Annotated in this window: 12 protein-coding genes; 6 read left to right on the forward strand and 6 right to left on the reverse strand. The window is 39.9% G+C overall.

The window, feature by feature from the left end; all coding sequences use genetic code 11:
- The first annotated feature begins 77 nt into the window (after nt 1-77).
- Complete coding sequence (locus BWD47_RS00635; RefSeq protein ID WP_065979592.1) at nt 78-362, forward strand: hypothetical protein; 285 nt, start codon at nt 78-80, stop codon at nt 360-362.
- Nucleotides 363-365: 3 nt separating this feature from the next.
- Nucleotides 366-3,245, forward strand: coding sequence for an EAL domain-containing protein (locus BWD47_RS00640; protein WP_083422858.1), 2,880 nt, complete (start codon nt 366-368; stop codon nt 3,243-3,245).
- Nucleotides 3,246-3,324: 79 nt separating this feature from the next.
- On the opposite strand, the gene BWD47_RS00645 is transcribed toward BWD47_RS00640, so the two are convergent.
- From BWD47_RS00645 to BWD47_RS00655, 3 genes are read right to left on the reverse strand one after another with little or no spacing between them, the layout of a single operon-like run.
- Complete coding sequence (locus BWD47_RS00645) at nt 3,325-4,311, reverse strand: HupE/UreJ family protein (protein WP_244887025.1); 987 nt, start codon at nt 4,309-4,311, stop codon at nt 3,325-3,327.
- Nucleotides 4,308-5,177 carry a peptidyl-prolyl cis-trans isomerase gene (locus BWD47_RS00650; protein ID WP_074988532.1) on the reverse strand — a complete coding sequence of 290 codons (870 nt, stop codon included), beginning with the start codon at nt 5,175-5,177 and terminating at the stop codon, nt 4,308-4,310. Before BWD47_RS00650 ends, BWD47_RS00645 begins: the two co-directional genes overlap by 4 nt.
- A gap of 9 nt (nt 5,178-5,186) precedes the next feature.
- Nucleotides 5,187-7,016 (reverse strand): DUF3604 domain-containing protein, encoded by a 1,830-nt coding sequence (locus tag BWD47_RS00655; protein ID WP_036972394.1) that lies wholly within the window; start codon nt 7,014-7,016, stop codon nt 5,187-5,189.
- 558 nt (nt 7,017-7,574) lie between these two features.
- Between BWD47_RS00655 and BWD47_RS00660 the strand changes: the two genes are divergently transcribed.
- The 4 genes from BWD47_RS00660 (at nt 7,575) to BWD47_RS00675 (ending at nt 10,860) form a co-directional block, all read left to right on the forward strand.
- Complete coding sequence (locus BWD47_RS00660; protein ID WP_074988580.1) at nt 7,575-8,270, forward strand: HupE/UreJ family protein; 696 nt, start codon at nt 7,575-7,577, stop codon at nt 8,268-8,270.
- 21 nt (nt 8,271-8,291) lie between these two features.
- Nucleotides 8,292-8,825 (forward strand): hypothetical protein, encoded by a 534-nt coding sequence (locus tag BWD47_RS00665; RefSeq protein WP_074988533.1) that lies wholly within the window; start codon nt 8,292-8,294, stop codon nt 8,823-8,825.
- A gap of 49 nt (nt 8,826-8,874) precedes the next feature.
- A complete protein-coding gene (locus tag BWD47_RS00670; RefSeq protein WP_036972391.1) occupies nt 8,875-9,210 on the forward strand; it encodes a DUF6488 family protein in 336 nt (111 codons plus the stop codon).
- 654 nt (nt 9,211-9,864) lie between these two features.
- On the forward strand, nt 9,865-10,860 hold the full coding sequence (locus BWD47_RS00675; RefSeq protein WP_074988534.1) for an HNH endonuclease: 996 nt from the start codon (nt 9,865-9,867) through the stop codon (nt 10,858-10,860).
- A gap of 285 nt (nt 10,861-11,145) precedes the next feature.
- Here BWD47_RS00675 and BWD47_RS00680 read toward each other — a convergent pair whose 3' ends face one another.
- Genes BWD47_RS00680 through BWD47_RS00690 form a run of 3 tightly spaced genes read right to left on the reverse strand, consistent with a single transcriptional unit; the run spans nt 11,146 to nt 14,171 of the window.
- Nucleotides 11,146-11,520: a hypothetical protein gene (locus BWD47_RS00680; RefSeq protein WP_074988535.1), complete on the reverse strand. Its 375-nt coding sequence runs from the start codon at nt 11,518-11,520 to the stop codon at nt 11,146-11,148.
- A gap of 39 nt (nt 11,521-11,559) precedes the next feature.
- Entirely contained in the window at nt 11,560-11,916 is a 357-nt protein-coding gene (locus tag BWD47_RS00685; protein WP_074988536.1) for a cupredoxin domain-containing protein, read from the reverse strand.
- Between the two features lie 11 nt (nt 11,917-11,927).
- The gene (locus BWD47_RS00690; protein ID WP_074988537.1) at nt 11,928-14,171 is read right to left on the reverse strand and encodes a heavy metal translocating P-type ATPase; all 2,244 of its coding nucleotides are present in this window, start codon (nt 14,169-14,171) and stop codon (nt 11,928-11,930) included.
- Nucleotides 14,172-14,292: the final 121 nt, after the last annotated feature.

Below are 14,292 nucleotides of genomic sequence, written 5' to 3' on the forward strand. Positions count from 1 at the left end.
GCATTTTTAAATGAGCCAGTAAATGTTGTGCATTTAATTTTTAAATCCATTAAAAGACTGTAAATGGAACAGATATCATGCGAAGTGATTTACCAATAAATAATTTAGAAAAAATACTCTCGACTTTAAATAGTTCACTGTTTCTTTCACAAAAAGTAGGTGTTCATGAAGAACAGTTAATTGGTAAAGATTTTAATTTTTTATGCTGCTTTGAGTTTTCAAAAGCTGTGTTTTATACAATGAAAAAACAATTAAAAACCTTGAATTTAAAGGTTTTAAAAAGTCATGCTGTTGCTCAAAGTAAGCATGATGAAGACGCTTTAGCTACGCCTATGTTTGCTGTAATTTGGCAAGGAGAATAGACAATGTACATCTCTAAAGCGGGTTTTAAGTGTCAGGGTGTAAATAACCATTATTTTGTTTTGTTTTCGAGCTTAATTATTGGGGCTTTAATATGCTTTTTTGTGCTTGAAAGTATCGATATATTTTCACAAAAAAATACTGAAATACTGCATTTAACAACGGAGCTATTGTCAGTTTTTGTTTTCTCATCAGTGGTACTGCTTGAATTTCAGCGCCTTGACGGCCGCTACGCAGAACAAACGAATATCATCATATTCGGATTTAGTATTGTCCTAATGATGGACTACATGAACGCGATTTCGTTTGCTGGTATGCCAGCGTTTATTACGCCCAGCTCAAGTCAAAAGTCGATTTTCTTTTCTTTAGCTGCGCGAATGTTTGAATTACTGACGTTTGCAGCCATTGCGGCCTCACTGACTTTTCATGGCAGGAAAATGGTATGGCTAAGCTGTGGGTTAATTGTTTCAGTTATTTTAATCGCGTTCGGCACCTTGTTTGCTTATAACCTACCGTCTCTCTTTATTTATGGCGAAGGCGTGTCCATTGTAAAAATAACCTTAGAAAATGTTCTATTAATTGGTTATGTCGTCGTGGCTTATTTGTTTTACAAGAAACATAACGTAGATGGTGAAAAAAGGTACCTTCATTTTGCATTATCATCAGTTTGTATGGCGTTGTTTTCATTGTTGGTTACCCAGTATCAAACCCTGTCTGATACCTACCTTGTCATTGCGCATTTGGTGAAGTTATGTGGTGCGTTATTTATCTATAAAAGCGTATTTATTGAGGGGGTTTTATATCCTTATTCAATGGTGAACAAGGCTGAGCTGTATGCATCTAAAAAGAAAAATGAGCTGAAAACAATCTTAGATAATATGAACATAGGTGTGCTCAGATTAAGCGCTGATTTTAAGTTGAGTTATTACAATCAGAATGCGCTAAAAACCTACTTTTATTTACGTACACCGACTCAGGGTAAGTATATTCATGATGTTTTCCCTCCCGATGTTATCGATAAAGTATTGCCTTTTTTAAGGACGGCATTAAAGGGAGAACAAGTTAAGTTTTCGATAAACCTCAAAGGGCTCGATGAGGAAACGTTGTTTCTTGATGTTAATGTGATCCCAGAAAATGATAAGTCAGAAAAAGTAATTAGCCTGTTATGTTTGATTGAAAACATGACCGAAATGAAGCTCGCCGAAAAAGAAAATGAAGAGCTCAATAGAAGTCGAGCAGAACTAAAAAAGGCCCTTGATCAGCATGCGATTGTCGCGACCACCAATAGCAAGGGAGTAATCACGAGTGTGAATGAAAAGTTTTGCAACATATCGCAATTTTCTGCTGCAGAGCTTATCGGAAAAACCCATGCGTTAGTCAATTCTGGAACGCATCCCCCGCGCTTTTTTAAAACTATGTGGCAAACAATTCGCAGTGGTCAAGTGTGGTCAGGAGAAGTCTGTAACCGTGCCAAAGATGGCAGCTTATATTGGGTTAACTCAACCGTCGTTCCTTTTATTGATGAAAATAACAAGCCGTATAAGTACATTGCTATTAGAGCTGATATTACCGACCGTAAACTTGCAGAACAAAATGTTCATCGCTTAGCAATGTATGACGAGTTAACTAATTTACCTAACCGACGTCATCTTATCGACAAAGCAAAGTCATTGGCTAAATCAAAGCATCATACCCAAGGCCACAGTTACGCCTTACTGCTGATTGATTTAGATAACTTTAAAATGATCAATGACACTTTAGGGCACAGTATTGGTGACTTACTGTTAAAAGAAGTCTCGCGCCGTTTAGAAAGTATTGTTTTATCGCCTAATTTAATTGCCAGATTAGGGGGCGATGAATTCGTTATTTTACTGGATGATCCTACGTGCATAAAAGATGGTGACTTTCATTCTGTGGATAGCTTTGCGCAAAACATACGTGAAACGATTTCGCGCGTTTTTTACCTTGATGGGTATGAAGTTCATACAACACCTAGCATTGGCCTCACAATCATTAATGCATGCGACTTTGAATTGTCAGAGGCACTGAAGCAGGCTGATATTGCGATGTATCACTCTAAGGAGCGAGGGCGAAATATGATTAGTTTTTATGACCCGAAATTACAAGCATCTATTTTAGAGCGAAATGAAATAAACCAAGGGTTGATCAATGCCATTGCCAAAAAAGAGCTAAACGTTGTGTATCAACCTATTCATAACACCAGCAAAGAACTCATTGGTTATGAGGCATTACTGCGATGGGATAGCCCTAAATTAGGGAGCGTCTCACCAGATGTTTTTATACCTATAGCAGAAGAAACAAAACAAATTAATCAAATAGGGCAGTGGGTTCTTGAGCAAGTGTGTGAAGAAATGAGCAAAAATGATGCATATTCAAACCCTAATTTAAGTGTGGCTGTTAACGTCAGCGCGCTCCAATTTCAAGACCCTAACTTTGTTCCGCAAGTGCTGGAGACAATTAATCGATTTTCAATACAACCTTCACGGTTAAAACTAGAGTTAACCGAAGGGGTTATTTTAATGGGCACCGAGATGCTCATAAAGCGAATGAAGGATCTAAAAAACTTGGGTATCAACCTCTCTTTAGATGATTTTGGAACCGGTTATTCTTCGCTTAGCTACTTAACGCGGTTTCCGATTGATACGTTAAAAATCGATAAGTCATTCATCGATAAAATGCTGATTAGCTCCGAAGACGAGTCGGTTGTGAAAGCGATTCTCACCTTAGCGACAAGCTTAGGAAAAAATGTGATAGCCGAGGGGGTTGAATCAGAAGAGCAATTTCAATACTTAAAACGTTTAGGGTGTCAGTTTTTCCAAGGTTATCTATTAGGTAAGCCACAAAGTTTTAACCACCGTGAATAATGATTGATGGGTGCACGTAAGGCATTTTATTTATTCTCGCTGAGAGAGTGGCAAATAACATGCCTTACGTTAAACACGATTAAAAAAACATACCTTCAATACGCTCAATAAGCCAAAAACAGGCAAGGCTACCAATACCGTATGCCGCAAACGTAGCCGCGGGTTTTGGCACTTTAATAAGGTGCTTAGTAATGGCAACGGTGCCTAAAATAGCGGTAATGAAAAACAATTGGCCAAGCTCAACCCCTAAGTTAAAAAACAAGAGAGCTGCAGGCACATCGACTTGTGGTAAGCCAATGTCTTTTAGTGCTCCCGCAAAACCAAAGCCATGCAATAAACCAAATATAAATGCGACTAACCAAGGCCATTTTGTTGTTAGGCTGTGTTGATTGTGTCTAATACGTATTGATTCAGCTGCAATCAGTAAAATACTCAATGCGATGAGTGCCTCAACGGGAGGAGGTGGCAGTGATACATAACCAAATGTTGCTAAACCGAGCGTGATTGAATGTGCTAATGTAAACGCGGTGATTGTTTTAAATAACGTGACCCAGCCTCTAACAATTAACATCAATGCTGCAACAAATGCCAGGTGATCCCAGCCCTCTAAAATATGCTCAATTCCGAGTTTTGTATAAGAGGTGATGATTTGCCAAATACTGCCTTCGCTTGGAATCGAAAGCGTATTTTCATTCGGCTTCATTAATAAACTATATTGACTCCCGTTCAACAATTTTATGTTGATTAAAGTATCGATAGTGGTGCGGTTTAGGTTTTCAATTGTCAGTGTTGTTCCTGCAAGTTCTGTATCGGCATTTAACCGATATTGAAACAATACAAATCCATTTATTACCATGTGATTCGGTAATGGAGAAAGTGAAAACTGAGGCTCGAAAACAGGGCGTATATTCTGCACTAAGTTATTGTTAGTGGGTACTTTCCAAAGTAAATTATACTCGTGTTCAGTCACTTGATTAATTTGTAAATACGCGGGGCGAATTTCATGTGCAAACCCTGAACTTCCCCATATTAATAGCAAGGCAAAACAAAATACTTTCATTCTCATAATGCGGCAAACTCTTGCTCTATTTCCGTCGGAATGGTGTCAGCTTCCAATCGAACGCGATACTTTTTAAGCAACGTTTCGAACATTTTTTGCTGTGAGTCGATGACTGCATAGTATTTATACTGCTCTAAAACATAGTCTTTAATATCACTGAAAGGGGCTAAATGTTCGGGGGTATTATTGGCAATTTTAACGAGGTGCAAACCAAAACCAGACTCAATGGGCCCAACCCATTGCTCTGTTGGCTGCTTAGCGAGTTGCTCAACAAAGGTGCCTCCAAATGCATTCTTGAGGGTGTTTTCAGGCATGAGAGGCCAGCTGTTAGGCACTGAACGGCGATTCTCAAAACTGTTTAGTGTATTTGGATTTGCTATTAGTTGGGCGCGAATTTCACTCAGTTTTGGCTCTTGAGCCTCTTGTGGCGTTAATATAACTTGCTCAAACGCGAATGATTGCGCAATGGTAAACAGTTCTGGGCGAGCTTGATGAAACTCTTTAAGTTGTTGCTCAGAAGGGAGCTGCATTAAATTGCTGAGATCGCTGGCAACTGCTTCCATTTTCTGTGCAAGTCGCGTACGAATTATTTCATCACTTTGATCAAGACCCATGGTTAACGCTTCACGGTAAAATACCTCTTTGCGAATATGTCGCTCAAGAATGGCAGCAATATCCTCATTCGAAGGTTCATGTTTCCACTGCGCTTTCCAAAGGGTTTTTAGGTGATCAAACTTAGCTTGATCGACCACTATTACATACTCATTGTTTTCTGATTCTTGCGAAGGTGCAAGGTAATTCCATGCTGCAAATAAGAGTGAGCCTAATACCAGAAAATGAGTAATAGGCTCTTTTAAAATACGTTTAATCATTAATTATACTTACTCTACTTCGTACCAAATAGGTGAGGCCCATGCGCGTTCTACAATTTGACGTTTTACATCATCAGGGTATTTTACACCGGCATTTATTTCGTCATATAACGTCCAACGTGCTGTTGGCAGTTGCAAAACACGCACATAATAAAATGCTTCTTGATTTGGGTCCCAGTCAGGGTCTGTCCATACTGACATAAGTTCAACAGCCCCTTTTACTTGATTGAATTCACCCGTTTTAAGATTTATAGGGGCATCAATAGGGGTAACACTTCCATCTGCTTTTAGGCGATCTCCCGAGGCTACAACGTCATAAACGTGGTCTTTCATTTCACCGTTTTCGTACCACCCTTTAATAATTTGGATACGATCTAAGTTTGGGCCAATAGGATCTTTGATTGCCCATACTAAAAACTCAGGGGCTTTTTTACCTTTGTAGTCGCCGCCCATCGGCACGCCCTTTTCATAACCATCTTTTACAAGGTCGGTGTAATTTTTGTAACTTTTATTGAACCCTTGGCCTGCAAAAAAACGGACTTTCATACGTGGGCCGCTGGTGGCAAAGGTTTCTTTTGCTTGCATTGAATCCCAAATTGCACTGCGCGTATTTGAATTAGCCCACACAGCAGTCAACGCGCCAGGACTGGAGTCTGCAATCAGCATTTCGCCTTCAAGCATTGCCTTAGAACGTACATCGGCTGTTTGGTCGGCATAGCCGTGACTACCGACAGCGTAATTGTCTTCTTCAACGTTACTTGGTGTGCCATTATGGCTGTCTGTTCCGCCAACAAACCCATATTTAAAAGGGTTAACTCCAAGCTCTGCATGATATTTAATGCCGCGTCCTAGTCCATAACGCACATAGTTTTCTTTTATGAACGCACGACCATTAAACTTTTGAATTGACACTGCATTTTCAAAGTCTGCAAATTCGTCATTGGGCCAAAAGTTGGGTATAACTTCTGAATTACCCTTAACTTGCATCATTTCAATGAGTGGCTCCATACTGGCCCGTTTTTCAGCATATTCTTTGTTTACGGGTACGCCTGAAAGACTTGCTTCAGCAAATAATAAGCCTTTCGATTCATTTGAGTTATGTGGTATTGCGAACACTTTTTTGCCACTGTCGCGTTGTGTTTGCATCCATGCCCATAACTGCTCAGGATCGGCCCCTTCGTTTGATGAAAAAGGCATATCAGGGACATTGTTATCTCTAAAGAAAACATTGCGATGTTGGTTTGCCCCCCCAGGAGCAGATGTCCACTCGTAGGCATGTATAGTGGTGAATTTACCTGGTTGATAATGCTTTTCAGTGGCTTCTATATTTTTTTGCCATGTAGATTTAATGGCTTCTTGGCCTTGAAAAAATGCAGGGTGAGGTTCTCCACCGCCTGCTAATGGGGCTAATACGTACTTATTATAAAGTTTTAATGCCGTTTCTAAATCTGGAGCTTCACGAAAAGCAACGGCTATTTCGTGGTCGTAACCAGGTGCCCCTTCATTCATTAGGCTAAAGGCTTCTCCCATAAACTCTGAGTGATCTGTAACAGCAACAAAATCAAGTGGTCGTTTTATTTTGTGGAGACTGCCATTCACCATCATTTCTTCGCCTTTAGCAAAGCGATAGGCATCATCAGGCGTTAGTCTATTACCCGCAATAAACGCATCCATCGACACACCTGTATGGACATGTTGCTCACCGAAGAACGCTTCTTTTAATGGGTAGACCTTGGCATTGTTAGGTTTTTGTTCGGCTTTTGCAGAAAAAGCTAACGGCAAAGAGCAGGCTAAAGCGATTGAAATAGTTGTAGATATAAGTGAAATCCGTGCACACATTTTGAGCACTCCTCGCAGTAAATGTGGTGATGTATATTTTTTAGATACTAACTGATTAAAAAATAGCAGGCTTTGCGAAAAAGAACCATCGAAAGCGTAATGCAGATCAGTTAAGGAAAAACCAATAAAATAAAGGGTTACAGCGATGATTTATAAAAATCTTACTGTAGCCCTTTTGCTATATGGTCTTTAGCTAATTTTATCCCCACCTGCTTTAAGCAGCTTTAACTGAATAATATTCACATATTTATTCAAAAAACTGCTTAACTGACTGGCATTAATCGAAAGCGGCTTTTTTTTTTGCACGAATAAGGAGTGCTGAACTTTTGTTTGATGAAGGAAGTTATTTCTAAGTCGGTTGAATTAACAGTCATTACTGCAAATGATGAAGATAACGTTAGAAAGGAGAAAACGTAAATCAAACGTTGCAATTAATGTTAAACCACTTAAGTATAGTTAACAGTTTAGTTGGCCAAGCAGGTTTATCTGCGTTTTATAGCATGTGATAAAAATTGAAAGGCGTATTACTTGAAAGAATTAGATGTACAGGAAGTTGGAATGCAAAATAAGCTATTAAAAATGAGCTTACTCTTTTTGATTGCGGTGCTTGGGCTCGTCAGTATTGATGTGTTGGCACATGGTGTAGATGACAACACCCGTGCATTTTTAGAGCAAAATCAGGGAATACAATTTGTCCCGTTTTTGTATATTGGTGCAAAACATATGATCACAGGCTATGACCATTTATTATTTTTAGTCGGTGTGATTTTCTTTTTATATCGCAGCAAAGATGTGTTGCTCTATGTGACGATGTTCACTCTTGGTCACAGTACTACGCTTTTGCTCGGTGTACTGGGTGATATTAACGTTAATGCTAACTTAATTGATGCGATTATCGGTTTTTCTGTTATTTACAAAGGGTTTGATAACCTAGGTGGGTTTAAACGCTGCTTTAACTGGCAACCCAATACAAAAGCAGCGGTGCTGATTTTTGGCTTGTTTCATGGTTTTGGTTTAGCGACGAAGTTACAAGAGTTTCAATTACCAGAGGATGGTTTATTAGTTAATTTAATTGCGTTTAATATTGGTGTTGAATTGGGGCAATTTGCAGCGCTTATCTTTATTTTAATTGCCATAAATGCTTGGCGACATTTTCCATCATTCCAACGTTTTTCGACCTTAACAAATACAGCACTCATGAGTGCTGGTGTGATGTTAGTTGGTTTTCAATTAACGGGTTATTTCGTTAGTTAACACATAAAAAAAGAGATGAGTATGCAACACACAGTGAGTTTAAAGACCTTAATTATAGCGAGCGTATCGTCAACGGTTGTTGCGGCCATTGCTCTGGTGACTTTAATTCTTCCGGCCGAATATAACATTGACCCAACGGGTATTGGCCATAAGCTTGGCCTAACCAGCATTGCGATAGCTGCAGAGACAGACGCACAACCAAGTCAATCACCGACAGGGAATAAAGGCACCGATGAATTTCAGATCATTGAAGTAATCGTTCCTGCAGGTAGAGGAGTTGAATATAAGTTTGCAATGCCCCAACATGCCAAAATGACCTATGAATGGTTAACAGAGGGTGAGTCATTGTATTTCGATTTGCATGGTGAACCAGAAGGTGACACAACGGGGTATTTTGAAAGCTATACGATTGCCACGAGTAATGAAATGAAAGGAAGCTTCACAGCTCCCTTTGCCGGTTCACACGGTTGGTACTGGAAAAATAAAACAGATAACCCAATTGCCTTACAGCTGCTTGTTAAGGGTGAATATGAAGTGATTGGCTTAAAAAAATAAACGGCATAATTAAGCACATGGTAAAAGTAAAAACCAGGAGAGAAAAGTAATGAATCGATTAATTACAACAGCGTTAATCTGCATTGCATTAGTGAGTGTTGGGGCGTTGGCGCACAGTGGCCATGACCCTATTAATGACCAAAAAGCAATGAATATTGCTGCCAAGTCAATCAAGAAAATGACTTTTAAGGATTATGGGTTTGAAGTTGGTAAACTCGATGCTTCATGGAAAGAGGTAGCAAACGATAAGCTCTCAATAGTCCATGTTGAAGAGGGCTATTATGTTGTCAAAGCAGAAAATAACCAAAATGAGAAAAATATCTTCTTTAAGATAGCTAAGACTGGCGAATTGTTAGATGTGAAGTCCAATCATGATTTTGAATAGCTGAAAGCCATCAGCGTGCAATATAAATGAGCCACGCTGATAACTTGCTGTGCAATTCATCTATCAATAAACATGACCTTAATTTAGATAAGTGCAACGGGGCTACTTTCAGGTATACAGTGGAGAGGTGGGGAGCAATACATTTCAATATTTTTATTGAAAATGATGTTTTTTGCCTTGTTTTCATTTCATGCATAGATAATAAATAAGCCAAAAAGTGACAGAAAACGTATCATCAATTTGGTTCTTATTTAGAGTGAGATTGAGATTGAACTGCTACTGTAATATCAAATGAGGATTAAGTTTGATGTTACTTGCTATCATGATGGCAGAACTCTAAGGCGGAGTTGGCATTCTTCAAATATAGGAAGATGAAGGCAGTGAGGTATATTGCCAGTATGCGACTTATTAAAAAGTAAGTGACTGAACTTTAGAGTACAAAAGTCTCAAGTGAGCGTTCAAGAGACAATAACTCACTTTTGGACAATTCCGTGTTGGCTCTAGTAGCATGAGCTGAAAGGTCTCGATTGTGCTGAAGACATTGTCCTTAAGTTTTTTGCCATATATTTTCTAATGAATTGCTTTTGTTTTATTACTAAGAAGTCTCCATAATAAATTTATTAAAGCATACTAGCGGTTAACAGGACGTTATCTATGAAGGGTAAGTCAACAAAACACTCAAGATTAAAATTAGCAAAATATTTGAATGAGCACCTTTGCTCATTTGGCAATGGGTTTGAAAATAAAGTCATATGTCCAACATGCGTAAAGGAGTTTGATTTGAATTCAGGTCAACGCAGCTTTACGGCAGGTCATATCTTACCAGAAGCTTCTGGAGGGAATGAATGGACTTTTCTTTGTAAGGATTGTAATAGTCAATTTGGTGAAAAACAGGATAAGTGGTTAGGCGAATATCTTAATATACTGAATAACCCTATGGGGACGCTTTTAGATGCCAAAACAAAGAGTAGGTACATAAGTATTAATGACAAAACTGTTAATGGATCAATAAGTGTCTCGGACGTTGACGGAGGTATTGATATTGCTTTACCTATCAATAGAAACCCACCCGGTAAATTAGAATCAATGAAGTTTGGTGAAAACCTCGAAATTAACTTTGAAATACCATTAACGCTTCACGAAAACGAAATTGCAGTTGGATATATAACTGCCGCTTATTTAATGTGGTTCAATGAAATAGGTTATAACTGGGTTTTCCAAAGTTCACTAGATAATGTGCGAAAGCAGATATTGAACTGTAATCGAGATATTGATGGTGCGAAGGTAATCGATTTACCTACGGACAAGATGGAAATGCAAGGGGTTGGAGTCATTATCAATTCAGGTACTTTATATCCATGCTGTGTAGTTGTCGATAAATTGGTTGTATTTCCTACGCCACCTACTGTAGCTTCACCCACACCTAAAAATGTAAAGTTTGAGTCGCCTTGTAATATAGAGTTTTTAAATCTGGCTGTTTTGAATTTTCCTTATCTAACTCTATTTGACGGGTATCATGTTGTTGTGCCTAATCGTTTAAGAAAATGTCCCCCCATTCCAGATAAACTATTCAACATTTATTCTGAGCAGGGGAAAGAAGCCGGATTATTTTCATTAGTAAATGAGGATATGACAAATTTAACCAATTGAAGATACAAAAACTAATCCAAATCACCTTTTTTAGTGCAATTGACTAATGCCTCCAAAGTGGCATTAGTGATCGTTTTTTGCCTGATTAAGGGTGGTGACTCAACTCGTTTTGGGGCATAAACGAGTTATGACTGAAGGTTCGCTTTTTGCACATTTGCGACGGTCAGATGTGACTAAACCCCATTTTCGAATTTGACAGACCAGATCAAGGCTTACTTAATTAGTAACGGTTACTCATTTAACAACATGTAAAAGTATTCACAGGTTTCCTGTCATGGGGAAACCTTACTCTTTATGTTTATTGTGCCTATTTGGTGGGGTTGCATGGCAACTCCAGGGTTTGTGAGTGACGTTATCTTTTATATTTTGATCGACAAATTGGTAGTAACTTTCTTTGGTGTGTGTCCACCAGTCATTGTGAAGATCGGCACTGTGTTTGCGAATAACGGTTTCGATCCCTTCTAAGTTTAGGTGGGTTGCGTCATAGGCCAAGTGTATTACGTTTTCACGAATATTGTAGCTCACTTCATCGATGCCAAAGAGTCTATCAATCTCTTCAATGAGTGCATCACAATTTTCATCTGTCACTTTACACAGCCGCAGATTGCGAACGACTAAGTTTGCTTCTTTTACGCCGACTCTATGTTCTAAATCACTCATAATAATCTCTCCAAGCTGTTTTATTTTCACTTCACAATCTCATTCGACTGCAGTGATAACACCTTTGTACATTTGCATTTGGCAGTGAAAAACATGTTCTCCCGGTGGGATATTTTGCAGGTGTATTTTTGTCACTTTGTTTAGGGTCAGTTGCTCACTTATATCTAAGGAGGGAATGAGCAGTGTTTCGGAGCAAGGTGACGGATCTTTTCGCAAAAAAGATAAGGTTATTGGGTGGTTAGCTGTAACTTGTAGAGAAGCAGGCGAATAAACCCCTTCTTTTACCTCAATGAGTACGTCGGTACTAGTTGCAACAACGTTGTTTGGTTTATACAGCCAAAACCACCAAATGATCAGCACGATGAGTGAAATACCGATAAAGTTAATAATCATCATAATGTGGCTCCTTAGTGATCTTGTGCTTTAAATAAACGAAGCCTGTTTGCATTCGTCACCACGGTAAGCGAAGAAAAAGCCATCGCAGCACCCGCGATAACAGGGCTCAGCAGTAGACCAAAAAATGGATACAGAATACCTGCCGCCACTGGAATACCTGCCACGTTATAGATAAATGCACCAAATAGGTTTTGTTTTATATTGCGTAACGTGGCTTTGCTCACTGCAATGGCATCAGCTAAGCCATGAAGAGAGCCTCGCATGAGTGTGATGTCGGCACTTTCAATGGCAACATCAGTGCCTGTTCCAATCGCAAAACCAACATCGGCGAGGGCAAGTGCGGGGGCATCATTGATCCCATCGCCTGTCATACCGACAATTTCGCCTTGTTGTTGGAGTTCGCGCACTTTATTGGCTTTGTCTTCAGGTAGAACGTCAGCAAAGAATTCAGTAATTTGTGCTTTTTTTGCTATCGCCGAGGCGGTTTCTTTATTATCGCCAGTAAGCATAATAACGCGGATACCATTGGCTTGAAGACGCTTGATTGCACAAAGTGAATCAGACTTCATCGGGTCCGCTACCGCGATAATTGCGGCTAGCTGCCCATCTACAGCAAAATACATTGGCGTTTTTGCTTCTTTCGCTAAGGCCTGTGCTTTCGTTGTGAAGTCAGAGAGTTCAATTTCTTTCATTTTCATTAATTTACTATTGCCAAATAGCAGCGACTTACCATTACACGTGGCTTCGACACCATAGCCTGTAATTGCGTTAAAGGCGTCTATTTTCAGCAGCTCGATTTCTTGCTCCATGGCACTTTCGACAATTGCTTGCGCAAGAGGGTGCTCTGAGCCACTTTCTAAACTGGCTGCTAGCTGTAATATGGTTTTTTCATCACTCTCATTTGCTAAAATAACGTCAGTGACTTTGGGGGAGCCTTCGGTAATGGTGCCCGTTTTATCTAAAATCATGGCTGTAATTTTGGAAGCTGTTTGCAGTGCTTCACCATTTCGAATAAGAACACCGGCCTCAGCTGCTTTGCCCACACCGACCATAACCGACATTGGCGTAGCAAGTCCTAACGCACACGGACACGCGATGATAAGCACCGTTGTCGCAGACACAATTGCAAAGGCAAGAGTGGGCTCTGGGCCAAAGTTTAACCATGCTAGTGCACTGACGATAGATATAATCATGACAACCGGCACAAAATACGCAGATATAACATCGGCTAGTCGCCCTATTGGGGGTTTTGAGTTTTGGGCACGTTTTACCATCGCAATAATTTGTGCAAGCGCGGTGTCTTTTCCTACCCGTGTTGCTTTAAATAGGATCATGCCAGATTTATTGAGCGTACCCGCGGTGACGTCGTCTTTTTCTGATTTTTCAACAGGCATGGGTTCACCTGTTAGCATTGATTCATCAATGCTGGTGTGGCCTTCGATTACTTCACCATCAACGGGGATTTTCTCACCCGGTCTGACTTTGATAATGTCATTGAGCAACACTTGGTCGATATTTATTTGAACGTCTTTGTTATCCCTAACAACAGTGGCGGTTTTGGCTTGTAAGCCGATTAAGCGTTTGATTGCTTCTGAGGTTTTTCCTCGTGCTTTTAGCTCTAACGCTAAACCAAGGTTGATTAAGCCAATAATCATGGCGGTGGCTTCAAAATATACATGCCTTGCCATTAGCGGAATAGCATCGGGAATAAAGACAACCAGCATTGAGTAGACCCATGCTGTACCGGTGCCCAGTGCAATGAGGGTATCCATGTTGGCAGAATGATTTTTAAAGCTTTTCCATGCGCCAATATAAAAATGTTTACCAGAGAAAAACATAACCGCAAGCGTTAAAAGACCAACAATTAACCACGCGAGCCGCTCAGTATTGGTTGCTACGGTCATCTCGCCAATAGCGATACCATAGATCATAAGAGGCACACCCAGTGAGAGTGCGATAATGGTGTCGCGCATCAGCTTTTTATAATATGCCCAATCGGCTGCTTCTTTTTCATCAAGGGAGTCTGTGTGCGAACTGTCATTGAACGGTTTGGCATTGTATCCAGCAGATTCAATGGCTTTAACTAGGTCTTGGGAATTGGCTGTCCCACTGACGAGTACGGTTCGGTCTGCAAAATTCATCTCTGCGCTGTTCACGCCAGGTGTGTTTTGCAGTGCTGCTTCAATTTTCCCTACGCAACTGGCGCAGCCTGCGCCCTCAATGATTAGCTGCTGCTCTGTTTGGGCTTTACTCATGCGGTGTTCCTTTTTGCTTAAAGCCCTTAGCTTAGTGAGATGGTTGCTTTTGGGCTTTATTTTCATTAATTTTTACAGTGTCGTAAAAATGATGAAGTGAGGTACTATTTTTGTAATCACC

It is taken from the genome of Pseudoalteromonas sp. PAB 2.2, from assembly GCF_001938575.1.
Lineage (GTDB): Bacteria > Pseudomonadota > Gammaproteobacteria > Enterobacterales > Alteromonadaceae > Pseudoalteromonas > Pseudoalteromonas lipolytica.

Bases quoted from the DNA above. Each gene is read 5' to 3' on its own strand.
- BWD47_RS00635 (WP_065979592.1), top strand. From the start codon at position 78: ATGCGAAGTGATTTACCAATAAATAATTTAGAAAAAATACTCTCGACT.
- BWD47_RS00640 (WP_083422858.1), top strand. From the start codon at position 366: ATGTACATCTCTAAAGCGGGTTTTAAGTGTCAGGGTGTAAATAACCAT.
- BWD47_RS00645 (WP_244887025.1), bottom strand. From the start codon at position 4,311: ATGAGAATGAAAGTATTTTGTTTTGCCTTGCTATTAATATGGGGAAGT.
- BWD47_RS00650 (WP_074988532.1), bottom strand. From the start codon at position 5,177: ATGATTAAACGTATTTTAAAAGAGCCTATTACTCATTTTCTGGTATTA.
- BWD47_RS00655 (WP_036972394.1), bottom strand. From the start codon at position 7,016: ATGTGTGCACGGATTTCACTTATATCTACAACTATTTCAATCGCTTTA.
- BWD47_RS00660 (WP_074988580.1), top strand. From the start codon at position 7,575: ATGCAAAATAAGCTATTAAAAATGAGCTTACTCTTTTTGATTGCGGTG.
- BWD47_RS00665 (WP_074988533.1), top strand. From the start codon at position 8,292: ATGCAACACACAGTGAGTTTAAAGACCTTAATTATAGCGAGCGTATCG.
- BWD47_RS00670 (WP_036972391.1), top strand. From the start codon at position 8,875: ATGAATCGATTAATTACAACAGCGTTAATCTGCATTGCATTAGTGAGT.
- BWD47_RS00675 (WP_074988534.1), top strand. From the start codon at position 9,865: ATGAAGGGTAAGTCAACAAAACACTCAAGATTAAAATTAGCAAAATAT.
- BWD47_RS00680 (WP_074988535.1), bottom strand. From the start codon at position 11,520: ATGAGTGATTTAGAACATAGAGTCGGCGTAAAAGAAGCAAACTTAGTC.
- BWD47_RS00685 (WP_074988536.1), bottom strand. From the start codon at position 11,916: ATGATGATTATTAACTTTATCGGTATTTCACTCATCGTGCTGATCATT.
- BWD47_RS00690 (WP_074988537.1), bottom strand. From the start codon at position 14,171: ATGAGTAAAGCCCAAACAGAGCAGCAGCTAATCATTGAGGGCGCAGGC.